The organism is Streptomyces sp. NPDC088915 (assembly GCF_044749825.1).
Classification (GTDB): domain Bacteria; phylum Actinomycetota; class Actinomycetes; order Streptomycetales; family Streptomycetaceae; genus Streptomyces.
Genome location: NZ_JBIVIR010000025.1, coordinates 38,834 through 52,009, shown reverse-complemented (window position 1 = coordinate 52,009; position 13,176 = coordinate 38,834). Strand labels below are relative to the sequence as shown.

The 13,176-nt window shown below is 74.6% G+C and carries 14 protein-coding genes; 6 read left to right on the top strand and 8 right to left on the bottom strand.

Annotated features, from left to right (window positions below):
- Positions 1-84 precede the first annotated feature (84 nt).
- Positions 85-1,584, bottom strand: a complete 1,500-nt coding sequence (locus ACIP5O_RS33880; RefSeq protein ID WP_401300724.1) for a PLP-dependent aminotransferase family protein — start codon at positions 1,582-1,584, stop codon at positions 85-87.
- 103 nt (positions 1,585-1,687) lie between these two features.
- On the opposite strand from ACIP5O_RS33880, the gene ACIP5O_RS33875 reads away from it, so the two are divergent.
- The 4 genes from ACIP5O_RS33875 (at position 1,688) to ACIP5O_RS33860 (ending at position 5,284) form a co-directional block, all read left to right on the top strand.
- A complete protein-coding gene (locus ACIP5O_RS33875) occupies positions 1,688-2,455 on the top strand; it encodes a YitT family protein (RefSeq protein WP_401300721.1) in 768 nt (255 codons plus the stop codon).
- Positions 2,452-3,216 carry a glycerophosphodiester phosphodiesterase gene (locus tag ACIP5O_RS33870; RefSeq protein ID WP_401300719.1) on the top strand — a complete coding sequence of 255 codons (765 nt, stop codon included), beginning with the start codon at positions 2,452-2,454 and terminating at the stop codon, positions 3,214-3,216. Before ACIP5O_RS33875 ends, ACIP5O_RS33870 begins: the two co-directional genes overlap by 4 nt.
- A gap of 68 nt (positions 3,217-3,284) precedes the next feature.
- Positions 3,285-4,655 carry an MFS transporter gene (locus ACIP5O_RS33865; protein WP_401300715.1) on the top strand — a complete coding sequence of 457 codons (1,371 nt, stop codon included), beginning with the start codon at positions 3,285-3,287 and terminating at the stop codon, positions 4,653-4,655.
- A 254-nt stretch (positions 4,656-4,909) separates the two neighbouring features.
- Positions 4,910-5,284, top strand: coding sequence for an RNA polymerase-binding protein RbpA (locus ACIP5O_RS33860; protein WP_026278069.1), 375 nt, complete (start codon positions 4,910-4,912; stop codon positions 5,282-5,284).
- Positions 5,285-5,387: 103 nt separating this feature from the next.
- On the opposite strand, the gene fxsA is transcribed toward ACIP5O_RS33860, so the two are convergent.
- The 4 genes from fxsA to ACIP5O_RS33840 all read right to left on the bottom strand — a co-directional run bounded on the left by fxsA (position 5,388) and on the right by ACIP5O_RS33840 (position 9,253).
- Positions 5,388-5,984 (bottom strand): FxsA family membrane protein, encoded by a 597-nt coding sequence (gene fxsA / locus ACIP5O_RS33855; RefSeq protein WP_401300712.1) that lies wholly within the window; start codon positions 5,982-5,984, stop codon positions 5,388-5,390.
- A gap of 67 nt (positions 5,985-6,051) precedes the next feature.
- Positions 6,052-6,828 (bottom strand): polyprenol monophosphomannose synthase, encoded by a 777-nt coding sequence (locus ACIP5O_RS33850; protein WP_401300709.1) that lies wholly within the window; start codon positions 6,826-6,828, stop codon positions 6,052-6,054.
- Positions 6,829-7,057: 229 nt separating this feature from the next.
- Positions 7,058-8,701 carry an amidohydrolase gene (locus ACIP5O_RS33845; RefSeq protein WP_401300707.1) on the bottom strand — a complete coding sequence of 548 codons (1,644 nt, stop codon included), beginning with the start codon at positions 8,699-8,701 and terminating at the stop codon, positions 7,058-7,060.
- A gap of 111 nt (positions 8,702-8,812) precedes the next feature.
- Positions 8,813-9,253 (bottom strand): Lrp/AsnC family transcriptional regulator, encoded by a 441-nt coding sequence (locus tag ACIP5O_RS33840; protein ID WP_017242178.1) that lies wholly within the window; start codon positions 9,251-9,253, stop codon positions 8,813-8,815.
- Between the two features lie 226 nt (positions 9,254-9,479).
- On the opposite strand from ACIP5O_RS33840, the gene ACIP5O_RS33835 reads away from it, so the two are divergent.
- Together ACIP5O_RS33835 and ACIP5O_RS33830 are read left to right on the top strand one after the other, a co-directional pair.
- Positions 9,480-9,848, top strand: coding sequence for a hypothetical protein (locus ACIP5O_RS33835; protein WP_401300704.1), 369 nt, complete (start codon positions 9,480-9,482; stop codon positions 9,846-9,848).
- 285 nt (positions 9,849-10,133) lie between these two features.
- Positions 10,134-10,664: a hypothetical protein gene (locus ACIP5O_RS33830; RefSeq protein ID WP_401300702.1), complete on the top strand. Its 531-nt coding sequence runs from the start codon at positions 10,134-10,136 to the stop codon at positions 10,662-10,664.
- Here ACIP5O_RS33830 and ACIP5O_RS33825 read toward each other — a convergent pair.
- The 3 genes from ACIP5O_RS33825 to ACIP5O_RS33815 form a co-directional block, all read right to left on the bottom strand.
- A complete protein-coding gene (locus tag ACIP5O_RS33825) occupies positions 10,627-11,799 on the bottom strand; it encodes an acyl-CoA dehydrogenase family protein (RefSeq protein WP_401300699.1) in 1,173 nt (390 codons plus the stop codon). The two genes, ACIP5O_RS33830 and ACIP5O_RS33825, sit on opposite strands and share 38 nt — an antisense overlap.
- Positions 11,800-11,917: 118 nt before the next feature.
- Positions 11,918-12,238: an SCO1431 family membrane protein gene (locus ACIP5O_RS33820; RefSeq protein ID WP_401300696.1), complete on the bottom strand. Its 321-nt coding sequence runs from the start codon at positions 12,236-12,238 to the stop codon at positions 11,918-11,920.
- A 71-nt stretch (positions 12,239-12,309) separates the two neighbouring features.
- The gene (locus tag ACIP5O_RS33815) at positions 12,310-13,101 is read right to left on the bottom strand and encodes an SAM-dependent methyltransferase (protein WP_401300693.1); all 792 of its coding nucleotides are present in this window, start codon (positions 13,099-13,101) and stop codon (positions 12,310-12,312) included.
- Positions 13,102-13,176 lie beyond the last annotated feature (75 nt).

The following is a 13,176-nucleotide window of genomic DNA, read 5'->3' as shown; positions in this document are numbered from 1 at the left end:
GGAACGACGCGGAGGGGCGGGTACGGACCGTGGTGTCCGTACCCGCCCCTCCGTACGTTCCGGAAGGCACCCGCCCCGGCGGTACTACGCCACGAACGAGCGCGGCGACTCCGCCCCGCCGCCCGCCCCGGACTCGACGAGCCGGGCCGCGGCGGCGAGCCGCACGGCCGCCTCGTCCGCGACCGGGCCGCCGACCGTGAAGGGCAGTCGGACGAAGCCCTCGAAGGCGCCGTCGACGCCGAAGCGCGGACCGGACGGCACCCGGACGCCGACCCGCTCGCCCACCTCGGCGAGCCGGGAGCCGGAGAGGCCTCCGGTGCGCACCCAGAGGGTCAGGCCGCCGCGCGGGACCACGAACTCCCAGTCCGGGAGCTCCCTGCGGACCGCGGTCACCAGCGCGTCCCGGTTCTCCCTGGCCTGGTCGCGCCGGAGGCCCACCGCCTCCTCCCAGCCGCCGGTCCGCATCAGCCAGTTCACGCCGAGCTGCTCCAGGACGGGGGTGCCGAGGTCCGCGTACGCGCGGGCGGCCACCAGGGAGCGGATGACGTCGGGCGCGGCCCGGACCCAGCCGATGCGCATGCCCGCCCAGAAGGCCTTGCTGGCCGAGCCGACGGTCAGGACGGTGGAGCCGGCCGGGTCGAAGGCGCAGACCGGCCGGGGCATCTCCAGGTCGTCGTCGAGGTGCAGCTCGGCCATGGTCTCGTCGACGACGAGCACCGTGCCGGCCGAGCGGGCCGCCTCCACCAGCTGCCGCCGCTGGTCCTCGTCCGCGAGCGCGCCGGTCGGGTTGTGGAAGTCGGCGACGACGTACGCGAGGCGGGGCGCCGCGTCCCGCAGCACCTGGCGCCAGCGGCCCAGGTCCCAGCTGCCGAGGCCCTCGGACATGGCGACGGGCACGAGCCGGGCCCCGGCCTCGCGCATGAGCTGGAGGATGTTGGCGTACGAGGGGGACTCGACGGCGATGCGCTCGCCGCGCCCGGCGAAGAGGTGGCAGATCGCGTCCATGGCGCCCATGGCGCCGGTCGTGACCATGATCTGCTCGGGCATGGTGGGGATGCCGCGGGCCGTGTACCGGTCGGCGAGCATCTGCCGCAGCGCGGGGAGGCCGGCCGGGTAGTCGCCGTGCGTGTGGGCGTAGGGCGGCAGCTCCTCCAGGGCGCCCTGGAAGCCCCGGGACAGCCAGGGTTCGGGGGCGGGGAGGGCGGCGCAGCCGAGGTCGATCATCGAGCCGAGGGCCTCGGGCGGCAGCGGTTCCAGGCCGCGCGCGGGCAGCGGGTTCCCGGCGGGGACGGCGGTCCAGCTGCCGGCGCCGCGCCGCGACTCCAGGAAGCCCTCGGTGCGCAGCGCCTCGTAGGCCGCGGCCACCGTCGTCCGGCTGACGGCGAGCGCGAGGGCGAGCTCCCGCTCGGCGGGCAGGCGGGCGGCGACCGGGACGCGGCCCTCCAGGACGAGGAGCCGGATGCCGTCGGCGAGGGCGCGGTAGGCGGGCGGCTTGCGGGCGCCGGGCCCGGCGGGCCGGGCCTGCTGCGCCTGGAGCTGCCGGGCGAGCTGTGCCGGTCCCACCGCCGAAGTCCACTGAGCCATGGAAATCAGTCCACCTTCCTCGAATTGGCCATGGTTGGCCTTCGATCCCCTGCCACAGAGTGGCACGAGTCAGTCCACTACCACCACCCTGGGGGGCAGCACCTTGTCCATCGCCTCCGGTCTCCGCGGCCGGCACCTCACCCGTCGGCTCGTCCAGCTCTACGCGGGACTGACGCTGTACGGCGTCAGCTCGGCGCTCCTGGTGCGCGGCGCGCTCGGCCTGGAGCCCTGGGGCGTCCTCCACCAGGGACTCGCCGAGAGGACCGGGCTGACGATCGGCGTGGTGTCGATCGTGGTGGGGGCGGTGGTGCTGCTGCTGTGGATCCCGATCCGGCAGCGTCCCGGCCTCGGCACGGTCTCCAACGTCTTCGTGATCGGTCTGGCGATGGACGGCACCCTGGCCCTGGTCCCGGAGTCCGGCGCCCTGGTCGTGCGGGTGCCGCTGATGGTGCTCGGGATCGTCCTCAACGGGCTCGCGACCGGTCTGTACATCGCGGCGCGGTTCGGCCCCGGTCCGCGCGACGGTCTGATGACCGGTCTGCACCGGCTCACCGGCCGCTCCATCCGCCTGGTGCGGACGCTCCTCGAAGTGGCCGTGGTGGCGACCGGCTTCCTGCTCGGCGGCTCGGTGGGGATCGGCACGGTGCTCTACGCGCTCTCGATCGGCCCGCTGGCCCAGTTCTTCCTGCGCCGCTTCGCGGTCCCGGAGCGGGAGGGCGGCATCACGGTGGCCTCCTCGGGACCCGCCCCGGCGGAGAACCCCGGCCCGGCCGGGGGCCCCGCTCCGGCGGAGGACGCCGGCCCCGCGACGGCCGTCCGTCCCCCGGCGGTCGCCCCCGGGACACCGGAACAGGCCATACTGCGGCGGTGACTCGCGTACGCCACCCCTACCTCGACCACCCCTCCCCCCTTCCGTTCGCCCACCGCGGCGGCACGGCGAACGGCCTGGAGAACACCGCGGCCGCCTTCCGCCGGGCCGCCGCGGCGGGCTACCGCTACTTCGAGACCGACGTCCACACGACGTCCGACGGGGTGCTCGTGGCCTTCCACGACGCGACCCTGGACCGGGTGACGGACGCCTCGGGGCGGATCCGCGACCTGCCGTGGGAGGCGGTGCGCGAGGCCCGGGTGGCGGGCCGGGAGCCGCTGCCGCTCTTCGCCGACCTCCTGGAGGAGTTCCCGGAGGCCCGCTGGAACGTGGACCTGAAGACGGAGTCGGCCCTGGCCCCGCTGGTCGACCTGATCCGCAGGACCGGCGCCTGGGACCGGGTCTGCGTCGGCTCCTTCACCGAGGCCCGGGTGGCCCGGGCGCAGCGCCTGGCCGGTCCGCGCCTCGCCACCTCGTACGGGGTGCGCGGGGTGCTCGGGCTGCGGCTGCGCTCCCTCGGCGTCCCGGCGGCGCTGCGGGCCGGCGCGGTGGCGGCGCAGGTCCCGGAGCGCCAGGGCGGGGTCCCGGTGGTCGACCGGCGGTTCGTCCGCGCGGCGCACGCGCGCGGGATCCAGGTCCACGTCTGGACCGTGAACGATCCGGCCCGCATGCACTCTCTCCTCGACCTGGGGGTGGATGGCATCATGACCGATCACCTGGAGACGCTGCGCTCGGTGCTGACCGAGCGGGGCGCGTGGACCTGAGCGCGCCCGGGCGGCCCGGGGACCGACCGCAGGGGGCACGGGCCCACGGGACGAACGAGGGGGCGGCCGTGACCGCTGGGACCACCGAGCCGGAGGAGTACGCCACCGGCCCCGCCGAACGGCGGCGCGAGCAGCGGGGATGGTACTTCTACGACTTCGCGTGCTCGGTGTACTCGACGAGCGTGCTCACCGTCTTCCTCGGCCCGTACCTGACCTCGGTGGCGCGGGCGGCGGCAGACCCGGAGGGGTTCGTCCACCCGCTGGGCATACCCGTGCGGGCGGGCTCGCTCTTCGCGTACGCCGTGTCGGCCTCGATCGTGGTCGCGGTGGTCGCGATGCCGCTGGTGGGCGCGGCGGCCGACCGCACGGGCCGGAAGAAGCCGCTGCTCGCGGCGGCCGCGTACCTGGGGGCGGCGGCCACGGCCGGGATGTTCTTCCTGGGCGGCGACCGCTACCTCCTGGGCGCCTTCCTGCTGATCGTGGCGAACGCCTCGCTCTCGGTCTCGATGGCGCTCTACAACGCCTATCTGCCGCAGATCTCGGAGCCGGAGGAGCGGGACGCGGTCTCCTCGCGCGGCTGGGCCTTCGGCTACACGTCCGGCGCGCTGGTCCTCGTCCTGAACCTGGTCCTCTACTCGGGCCACGACTCCTTCGGGCTCACCGAGGGGGAGGCGGTCCGGATCTGCCTGGCCTCGGCCGGCGTGTGGTGGGGCGCGTTCACGCTCGTGCCGCTGCGGCGGCTGCGCGACCGGCGGATCCCCCCGGAGGGACGGGAGCGGGCCGGCGAGGGCGCGGTCGGCAGCGGCTGGCGCCAGCTGCGGGCGACCCTGAAGGACATGCGCCGGCATCCGCTGACGCTCTCCTTCCTCCTCGCGTACCTGATCTACAACGACGGCGTGCAGACGGTGATCTCGCAGGCCTCCCTGTACGGCTCGGAGGAGCTGGGCCTGGACCAGACGACGCTCATCACGGCGGTCCTGCTCGTCCAGGTGCTCGCGGTGGCGGGGGCCCTCGGCATGGGGCGGCTCGCCCGGTCGTACGGCGCCAAGCGGACGATCCTGGCCTCGCTCGCGGTCTGGACCCTGATCCTGGCGGCGGCCTACGTCCTGCCGGCCGACGCGCCGGTCTTCTTCTACTGCCTGGCGGCCGCGATCGGCCTGGTCCTGGGCGGCAGCCAGGCCCTGTCGCGCTCGCTGTTCTCGCACCTGGTGCCGCGCGGCAAGGAGGCGGAGTACTTCTCGGCGTACGAGATGAGCGACCGGGGGCTCAGCTGGCTGGGTCCGCTCGTGTTCGGTCTCGCGTATCAGCTGACCGGAAGCTATCGGGATGCCATCATCTCCCTGTTGATCTTCTTCGCCGTAGGCTTCGTCCTGCTCGCCAGGGTGCCGGTGCGACGCGCGGCCGAGGCCGCGGGAAACGCGGCGCCGGAGCGTGTTTAGACGTGGCGGTGAAAGGGCGGTAGTGTACGCGTTTGGCCTGCCAGGCGGACCGTTACTGCGTGCTGCTTTGGTGAAGACACCACGTCACACCTGCCGTCAGATGTGACAAAACGGGCACTGGTGGGTACAACAAGGGCGGCACGACGGGCGACGCATGACCCGGCACGGGAATCTTTACCGCCGACCGGACGTTGACCGGATAACGACGACAGCGACATCTGTCCTGTGGGCGACAAGCCCGGGAGGCACGATTCATGAGTGAGCGAGCTCTTCGCGGCACGCGCCTCGTGGTGACGAGCTACGAGACCGACCGCGGCATCGATCTGGCCCCGCGCCAGGCGGTGGAGTACGCATGCGAGAAGGGACATCGCTTTGAGATGCCCTTCTCGGTAGAGGCGGAGATTCCGCCGGAGTGGGAGTGCAAGGTCTGCGGAAGCCAGGCACTCCTGGTGGACGGGGACGGTCCCGAGGAGAAGAAGGGCAAGCCTGCGCGTACGCACTGGGACATGCTCATGGAGCGGCGCACCCGCGAGGAGCTGGAGGAGGTCCTCGCCGAGAGGCTGGCCGTCCTGCGCTCCGGCGCCATGAACATCGCCGTGCATCCGCGCGACAGCCGCAAGTCCGCCTAGCGGACCGCCGGACGATCAACGCCGCGGGGCCCGGTACACGAAGACGTGTACCGGGCCCCGCGGCGTTTCCGTACGCGCTCCCCCGAGGGGGCGCCGGAGTCGGTCAGGGCGTCAGGGGCGGGCGGGGGCCGTCGGTCCGGTACGGGCTCCGGGAGGCGTCCTCGCGGACGACCTCGCCCTGGACCACCTTCCCGTCCGGGTGGCGCATACGAGCCTGCTGGAAGGCGCCCTGGAGGCTGCCGGGGGACGCGGCGCGCATCCGGCGCTCGACCGCCTCCTCCGCCGACCGGCCGAGGAAGGAGCGGACCGGGGGGACCAGCAGGAGCAGGCCGGCCGCGTCGGAGATCGGGCCGGGGATCATCAGGAGCAGGCCGCCGAGCATGAGGAAGCCGTTGCGGTCCTCCGCGCCGGTGCGCTCCGGCACGGTGGGCGTCCCGCCGGTCCGCGCGGCCTCCTGGGCCTGCTGGAAGGTCGAGGTGAGGTTCCGGAAGGCGCGCCGGCCGGCCCGCTTGACGACGACGGCGCCGAGCAGGGCACCGCCGACGAGCAGGGCGAGGACGGCGAGCCCGCCCGCCGCGTCCGCCACCACTGTGAGCAGCCAGATCTCCAGGGCCAGCCAGACGGCGAGGCCGAGCGGGAGGAACGTACGCGCGCGGGAGCGCTTCCTGGGGGCGGGGGAGGGCGGTACGCCGGTCGTCATGGTCCCCAGTGTGCCCGGAGCCCCGCCGGAACGGCGTAAAGGAAGGATCAGTGCGGAGGTCGCGGGGTCAGGAGGGCTTGCGGCCGAGCCGCTTGCCGACCTTCTCCGCGCGCGCCGTCAGGCCCCAGCCGGTGACCCGCCACAGCGCTTCGACGAGGATGTCGCGGCTCATCTTCGAGTCGCCGACCTCCCGCTCCACGAAGGTGATCGGGACCTCGACGACGTGGTAGCCCGCGGCAACCGCGCGGCGGGCCAGGTCGACCTGGAAGCAGTACCCGGCCGAGGCCACGTCCTCCAGGCCCAGGCCCTCCAGGGTCTCCTTGCGGAAGGCCCGGTAGCCGCCGGTGACGTCGCGGATCGGCACGTCGAGCATCACGCGCGAGTAGAGGCTGCCGCCCCGGGAGATGAACTCGCGGGACTTCGGCCAGTTCACGATCCGGCCGCCCGGCACCCAGCGGGAGCCGAGCACCAGGTCCGCGCCCTTGAGGGCGGTGAGCAGCCGCGGCAGCTCCTCGGGCTGGTGGGAGCCGTCGGCGTCCATCTCGACGAGGACGCCGTAGCCGTGCTCGATGCCCCACCGGAAGCCGGCGAGGTAGGCGGCGCCGAGCCCCTCCTTGCCCTTGCGGTGCAGGACGTGCACGTGGTCGTCCCCGGAGGCGATCTCGTCCGCGAGCTTGCCCGTGCCGTCGGGGCTGTTGTCGTCGGCGACGAGCACGTGCGCGTCGGGTACGGCTTCCCGCACCCGCGCGACGATCGGCTTGATGTTCTCCGCCTCGTTGTAGGTCGGAATGATCACCAAGGCCTCGCCGAGCGGGCCGTAACGCCTCTGGCCACCGTCGTTCACTGCTGCCCCTTCGGATACATACACAGGCCCCCACCATAGCGAGGTCTCCGCGGTGCTCCGGCGCGGCGGGTCGGGTGGGACGGGTGACGCGCGGTGCGGGGCCCGTCGTCCTCGGGTCCGGCCCGGGATCCGCCGGCCGCGGGCCGATCGGGAGCCGCTGCCCACGGGACGTCCGGACCCCACCCGGGCCGCGCCTTCCGCCGGCGGCCGGGGGGCGGGCGCCTCCGCGTCACGCGTCCGGCCGCGCGAACACGGTCCGTCCGTGCACCACCGTGCGCAGGCAGACGGGGAGGTCGGCGCCGGGCGACAGGTCGGGCAGGCCGGGCGTGCCGGAGCGCGGGTCGGTGGACCAGCGGGCGACCCGGTCGTCGGGTGCCTGGACGACGAGCTCCTCGGTGCGCCAGACCGCGTAGTCGGCGGGGGCGCCGGGGACCAGCGTCCCGGCGTCGTCGCGGCCGACGGCCCGCCAGCCGCCCCGGGTGTGGGCGGTGAAGGCGGCGCGGGCGGAGATCCGGTGCTCGGGGGTGCGGTGGAAGGCGGCGGCCCGGACGGTGCCCCAGGGGTCGAGCGGGGTGACGGGGCTGTCGGAGCCGAAGGCCAGCGGCACTCCGGCGCGCAGCAGCGCCGCGTACGGGTTGAGGGTGCGGGCCCGTTCGGCGCCGAGCCGGTCGGCGTACATGCCCTCCTCGCCGCCCCAGAGCGCGTCGAAGGCGGGCTGGACGGAGGCGGTGAGGCCCAGTTCGGCGAAGGCGGCGACGGTCTCGGGGGTGAGCATCTCGACGTGCTCGACGCGGTGCCGGGCGGCCCGGACCCGGGCGAGGCCGAGCTTCTCGGCGGCGGCCCTGAAGCCCTCGACGACCGCGGTGACGGCGGCGTCCCCGATGGCGTGGAAGCCGGCCTGGAGCCCCGCCTCGGTGCAGGCGACGACGTGCAGGGCGACGGTGCTCGCGTCCAGGTGGGCGGCGCCGGTGTGGCCGGTGTCGGCGTGGTCGGCGTACGGCTCGTGGAGGCAGGCCGTGTGGGAGCCGAGGGAGCCGTCGGCGAACAGGTCGCCGGCGGCACCGAGCGCGCCGAGGTCCCGCGCCCGCTCCACGTCGAGGTCGGCCCAGTAGCCGACGACCCGGGGCCCGGCCTCCTCGCGCGCGAGGTCGAGCAGTCCGGTGAAGTCCTCCTCGGAGGAGATCCGCGGGCCACCGCACTCGTGCAGGGTGCCGATGCCGAGGGAGGCGGCCCGGGCGCGGGCGGCGCGCTGGGCCTCGGTGCGCTGGCGCGCCGACACGGCGCCGAAGGCGGCGGCGCGCACGGCGTGGTGGGCATCGCCGGTGAGCGGCCGCAGGCCGTCGTGGAAGCCGTCCAGGTCCCGGACGCCGGGCACGAGGTCGAGCATGGCGGTGGTGACGACGGCCGAGTGGACGTCGATCCGCGTCAGGTAGAGCGGACGGCCGCCGGTGAGCCCGTCGAGCTCCTCGCGCGTGAGCGGGCGGCGCTCGGGCCAGCGGGAGGCGTCCCAGCCATGGCCGACGAGGACGCGGTCCTCGAGGCGGGCGGCGGCGTGGGCCCGGATCCGCTCCGCCGCCTCGGCCAGCGAGGCGGCCGAGGAGAGGTCGAGCCCGGTGAGGGCGAAGCCGGTGGCGGTGGTGTGCACGTGCGCGTCGACGAACGCCGGGGTGACGAGCGCGCCCTCCAGGTCGACCACCTCGTCCACGCCGGACGCGAAGGCGTCGGCCGCGCCCTCCGATCCCACCCAGGCGACGTGCCCGCGCTCCACCACCATGGCGGTGGCGAAGGGGTCGGCGGGGCTGTGGACTTCTCCGCCGCGCAGCAGCACGGTGCGGTGTGCGCCGGGAGAGGCGGCGGGCGTGGACTCACTCATGCCCCCAGGCTAGGACCTGGGGGGACCCGGTTTGTCCGGCAGGTCCCCCGGCGGGCGTCGGCTGATTCTCCCGACGGATGCCGAGAGGCCCTCCGCACGGGTGCCGACGGGTCAGATGCGCGGCGGTCTGGCCTCGTACGGGGTGGACAGGACGACCGTCGTACGGCTGGACACGCCGGCCTGGGAGCGGATGCGGCTGAGCAGGTGCTCCAGCTCCAGCGGGGTGGCGACCCGGACCTTGAGGATGTAGTTCTCGTCGCCCGCGACGCTGTGGCAGGCCTCGATCTCGGGGATGTCGGCGAGCCGGTCGGGGGTGTCGTCGGGGGCGCTGGGGTCGAAGGGTTTGACCGAGATGAAGGCGGTCAGCGGCAGGCCCACGGCCTCCGGGTCGACGACGGCGGCATAGCCGCGGATGACACCGCGCTGCTCAAGGCGGCGGACGCGCTGATGCACGGCCGACGTGGACAGGCCGGTGGCCTTGCCCAGGTCGGTGTAGCTCATGCGCCCGTCCTTGACGAGCAACTCCACGATCTGACGATCCAGCTCCTCCATGCGGTGACCCTAGTGCTCCGGGGAGGCCGGGCGACAGCCCGGGGCGGCCTCTATGGGGCGCTATGCGCCGTCACGGGGCACCTGCGACGGGCATGTGACGAACGCCACAGGTTTGCGCCGGGCTCGGGACGCCGCCTCACGGTTATGCGGAGTTCCGCATGGGAAGTGGTTGCTGTGGTCGAAGGCCGCACAGATCCGGCCGACCCACCCGAGGGGGAGATTCTCCATGCAGGAGCCTGTTGATTCGGTCGACACGTCCGACGAGCTCGACGCGTACGACACCTTTGAGATGTTCCGGGTCGTCTGCCCGGAGTGCGTGCAGCCCATCGCGCTGCTCGCGGACGAGGACGTGCTGCCGGAGCACGCGCTCTGCCCCACGCCGTGGAACCCCTTCGTCCTCACGGTGTGCCCGGGCACGGGTCTCGCGGCCTCCGGGGCGCGCCCGGCCGACGACTCCCTGGAGGTCCTGGAGCAGGACACCGCGCTGCTCCTGACGCTCCCCCAGGGGCTCGACTGGCGCACGCAGCCCTTCTCGCACGTCGGCGGCCCGGGCTCGCGCCCGATCCGGGTGCCGCAGATGCGCCGCGCGGCCTGAGCCCGCACGCCACCGGCCGTTTCCCGTGCCGCGCCCGCGGTGCGGTACGGGAGAACCCGCCGGTCCGGCGGCGCGCCGGCTCCGCCCGGGTACCGGGCGAACTGCCGCTCGAATCCGCCCGGCGGTGACCCTTGGCCAGGGGAGCGCGTTGGTCCGGGCATGACCACGCTGCACACGACTCCCAGCGGTTACGGTCGGCACCGGCAGGCCGAGCCGCGCATTGAAGAATCGGTTCCTCAACCGGCTGCGGCGCCGTCGTCGGCGCCCGTTCCCACGCCCGCAGCCGTGTCCGCGTCCATGCCCATGCCGCTGCCCGTCCCGGCGCAGGGGCAGGCGGAGCCCCGGGCGGGGGCGGAGACGCGGTTCCAGCCGCAGACCCCGTCACAGGTCGAGGTCCAGTCGCAGGTCCAGGTCCAGGTCCAGTCGCAGATCCGACAGCCCTGGGCTCAAGACCGGTCGCAGGTCCGGCCCCCGGCCCGGGTGGGGGCCCCGGAACGGTCTCCGGCCCCCACCCCGCTCGGCCCTCCCCTCCCGGCCCACCCGCCGGTCACGATCACCACCCCCGTCCCGGTCGCCGCCCCGGTTCCGGTCTCCGCGCAGGCCCCGGTCCCGGCCTCCGCCGCTCTTCCCGCCCCCGCTCCCGTCCCGGCGCACCCGCCCATCTACCAGGACGTGCTCTCCCTCTGGGCGAGCCAGGGCCGCACCCTGCCCGGCCACCGCGACCAGGAGTGGATCCGGCTCGCCGCGGGGCCCGTCTGGGCGGACCGGACCGTCCGCGTCAGCGGGACTCTGGTCCGACCAGGTGACGGGCGATGACCATCCGCTGGATCTGATTGGTCCCCTCGACGATCTGGAGCATCTTGGCCTCGCGCAGGAAGCGCTCCACCGGGAAGTCGGCCGTGTAGCCGTACCCGCCGAGCACCTGCACCGCGTCCGTGGTGACCCGCATGGCGGCGTCCGTGCAGAAGAGCTTGGCCATCGCCGCGCACCGGCCGAAGGGCCGCCCCTCGTCCCGCAGCCGCGCCGCCTCCAGGTACAGCGCCCGGCCCGCCTCCACCTGGGTCGCCATGTCGGCGAGGAGGAAGCGGAGCCCCTGGAAGTCGGCGATCGGCCGGCCGAACTGGCGGCGCTCCCGGGCGTACCCGACGGCCGCGTCCAGAGCGGCCCGGGCGAGTCCCACGGCGCAGGCGGCGATGCCGAGCCGCCCCGAGTCCAGGGCGTCGAGCGCGATCGCGAAGCCCTGCCCCTCCCCGCCGAGCCGCCGCGCGTCGGGGACCCGTACGCCGTCGAAGCGCAGTTGCGCGGTGGGCGAGCCGCCCATCCCCATCTTCCGCTCGGGCGGGTCCGCGCTCAGGCCCGGCGCGTCCCCCGGGACCAGGAAGGCCGTGATGCCGCGCGCGCCCGGGCCGCCGGTGCGGGCCATGACCGTGCAGAAGTCGGCGATCCCGCCGTGCGTGATCCACGCCTTGGTACCGTCGATCGTCCACGCGTCGCCGTCGCGGACGGCCCGGGTCCGCAGGGCCGCCGCGTCCGACCCGGCGGAGGGTTCGGAGAGGCAGTACGCGCCGAGGAGGCCGCCGCCCAGCATCGCGGGCAGGTGCGCGGCCCGCTGCTCCTCGGTGCCGAAGCCGGCGAGCGCGTGGCAGGAGAGGCTGTGGACGCTGACGCCGAGGCCGACGGTGAGCCGGGCCGCGGCGAGCTCCTCCAGGACCTGGAGGTACACCTCGTACGGCTGGCCTCCCCCGCCGTACGCGGGGTCGTACGGCAGTCCGAGGAGCCCGGAGCGGGAGAGCAGCGCGAACAGGTCGCGGGGGAAGCGTCCGGCGGCCTCCTCGGCCGCGGCGGACGGGACGATCTCCCGCCGGGCGACGTCGCGCACCAGGGCGAGCAGCTCGCGGGCCTCGTCGGTGGGCAGTCGGCGCTCCACGCCGTCCGCGGGGGTGTCGGGCACGGCCGCGCTCCTCCCTGCCGGGCGCGGGCGGGTCGCACGCGGGATGCCGGGGTCGCGGGGAGTATGCCCGCCCGGCGGCCCCGGTTCACACGGCCGCCGGGGGATCACACCGACGCCGTCACATGAGGCCCGCCCGGGTGACGAGCACGGCGAGCAGCACGACCAGGGTCCAGCCGAGGACGTGTTCCAGGATCTTGGGGCCGTCGTCGTCCCGGGGACCGCCCGTGCGGGCGCGGAAGAGGGCGAGGCCATGGGTGGTGGAGGTCATGGCGACCACCATGCGCCACGGGGGCGGCCCGGGGGTAGAGATGTCCGTCACGTCCCCCGGAGCCGCGCCGCCGCGCCGGAGGCGGCCGAGGGCCCCGGAGCCCTTGCGGTGGGCGGCCGGGAGGCGGTCGGGGAGGCGGGGGCGGCGGGCCCCCGCTGTGCCGGACGCCACGTCGCCGCCCGCGTCGCACCGCCCGTACGGAGCGCGGTTCCGGCCGTCCCGCCTTGCTCGCCTCGCTTGCGTCACTCGCCTCGCTTGCGTCCGACGCCCGCGTACATCGCGACGTCCGGCGCGGGCGTCTGCGGGCGCCACGCGGAGCAGGACACCACGCCGGGCTCCAGCAGTTCCAGGCCGTCGAAGTAGCGCGCGACGGCGGCGGGGGTCCGCTGGGTGAGCTTCGGGGTGCCGTGCTCGTTCCAGAACGCCACCGCCGCGTCGACGTCCGGCATGTCGGGGTGGGTGACCGTGTGGGACAGGACGAGGTGGCTGCCGGGCGCGAGCGCGTCCATGAGCCTGCGGACGATTCCGTACGACTCCTCGTCGTCCTCGACGAAGATGACGACTCCGAGCAGCATCAGCGCGACCGGCCGCGCGAGGTCGAGCGTCTTCGCCGCGGCGGCCAGGATCGTGTCGACGTCCCTCAGGTCGGCGTCCAGGTAGTCGGTGGCGCCCTCGGGCGTCCCGACCAGCAGGGCGCGGGCGTGTGTGAGGACGAGCGGGTCGTTGTCGACGTACACGACCCGCGCGTCGGGGGCGACGCGCTGGGCGACCTCGTGCGTGTTGTCGGCGCTCGGCAGCCCCGTCCCGATGTCCAGGAACTGCCGGACGCCCTCCTGTGCGGCCAGGTGCCGGACCGCGCGCCCCAGGAACAGCCGGTCCGCCTTCGCGTACTCCCCGATCCCGGGGTGCAGCTCGCGGATCCGGTCCCCGGCCTCCCGGTCGACCGGGTAGTTGTCCTTGCCGCCGGTCCAGTAGTTCCATATCCGGGCGGTGTGCGGCCGGGACGTGTCGATGCGCGATTCGATGTCGGTCACGCCTTCAACGTAACGCAGCGCTCCCGCAACTCCCTTTGCCCGTAGGAACTTTGCCCCTCACCGCTCACCCTGCCC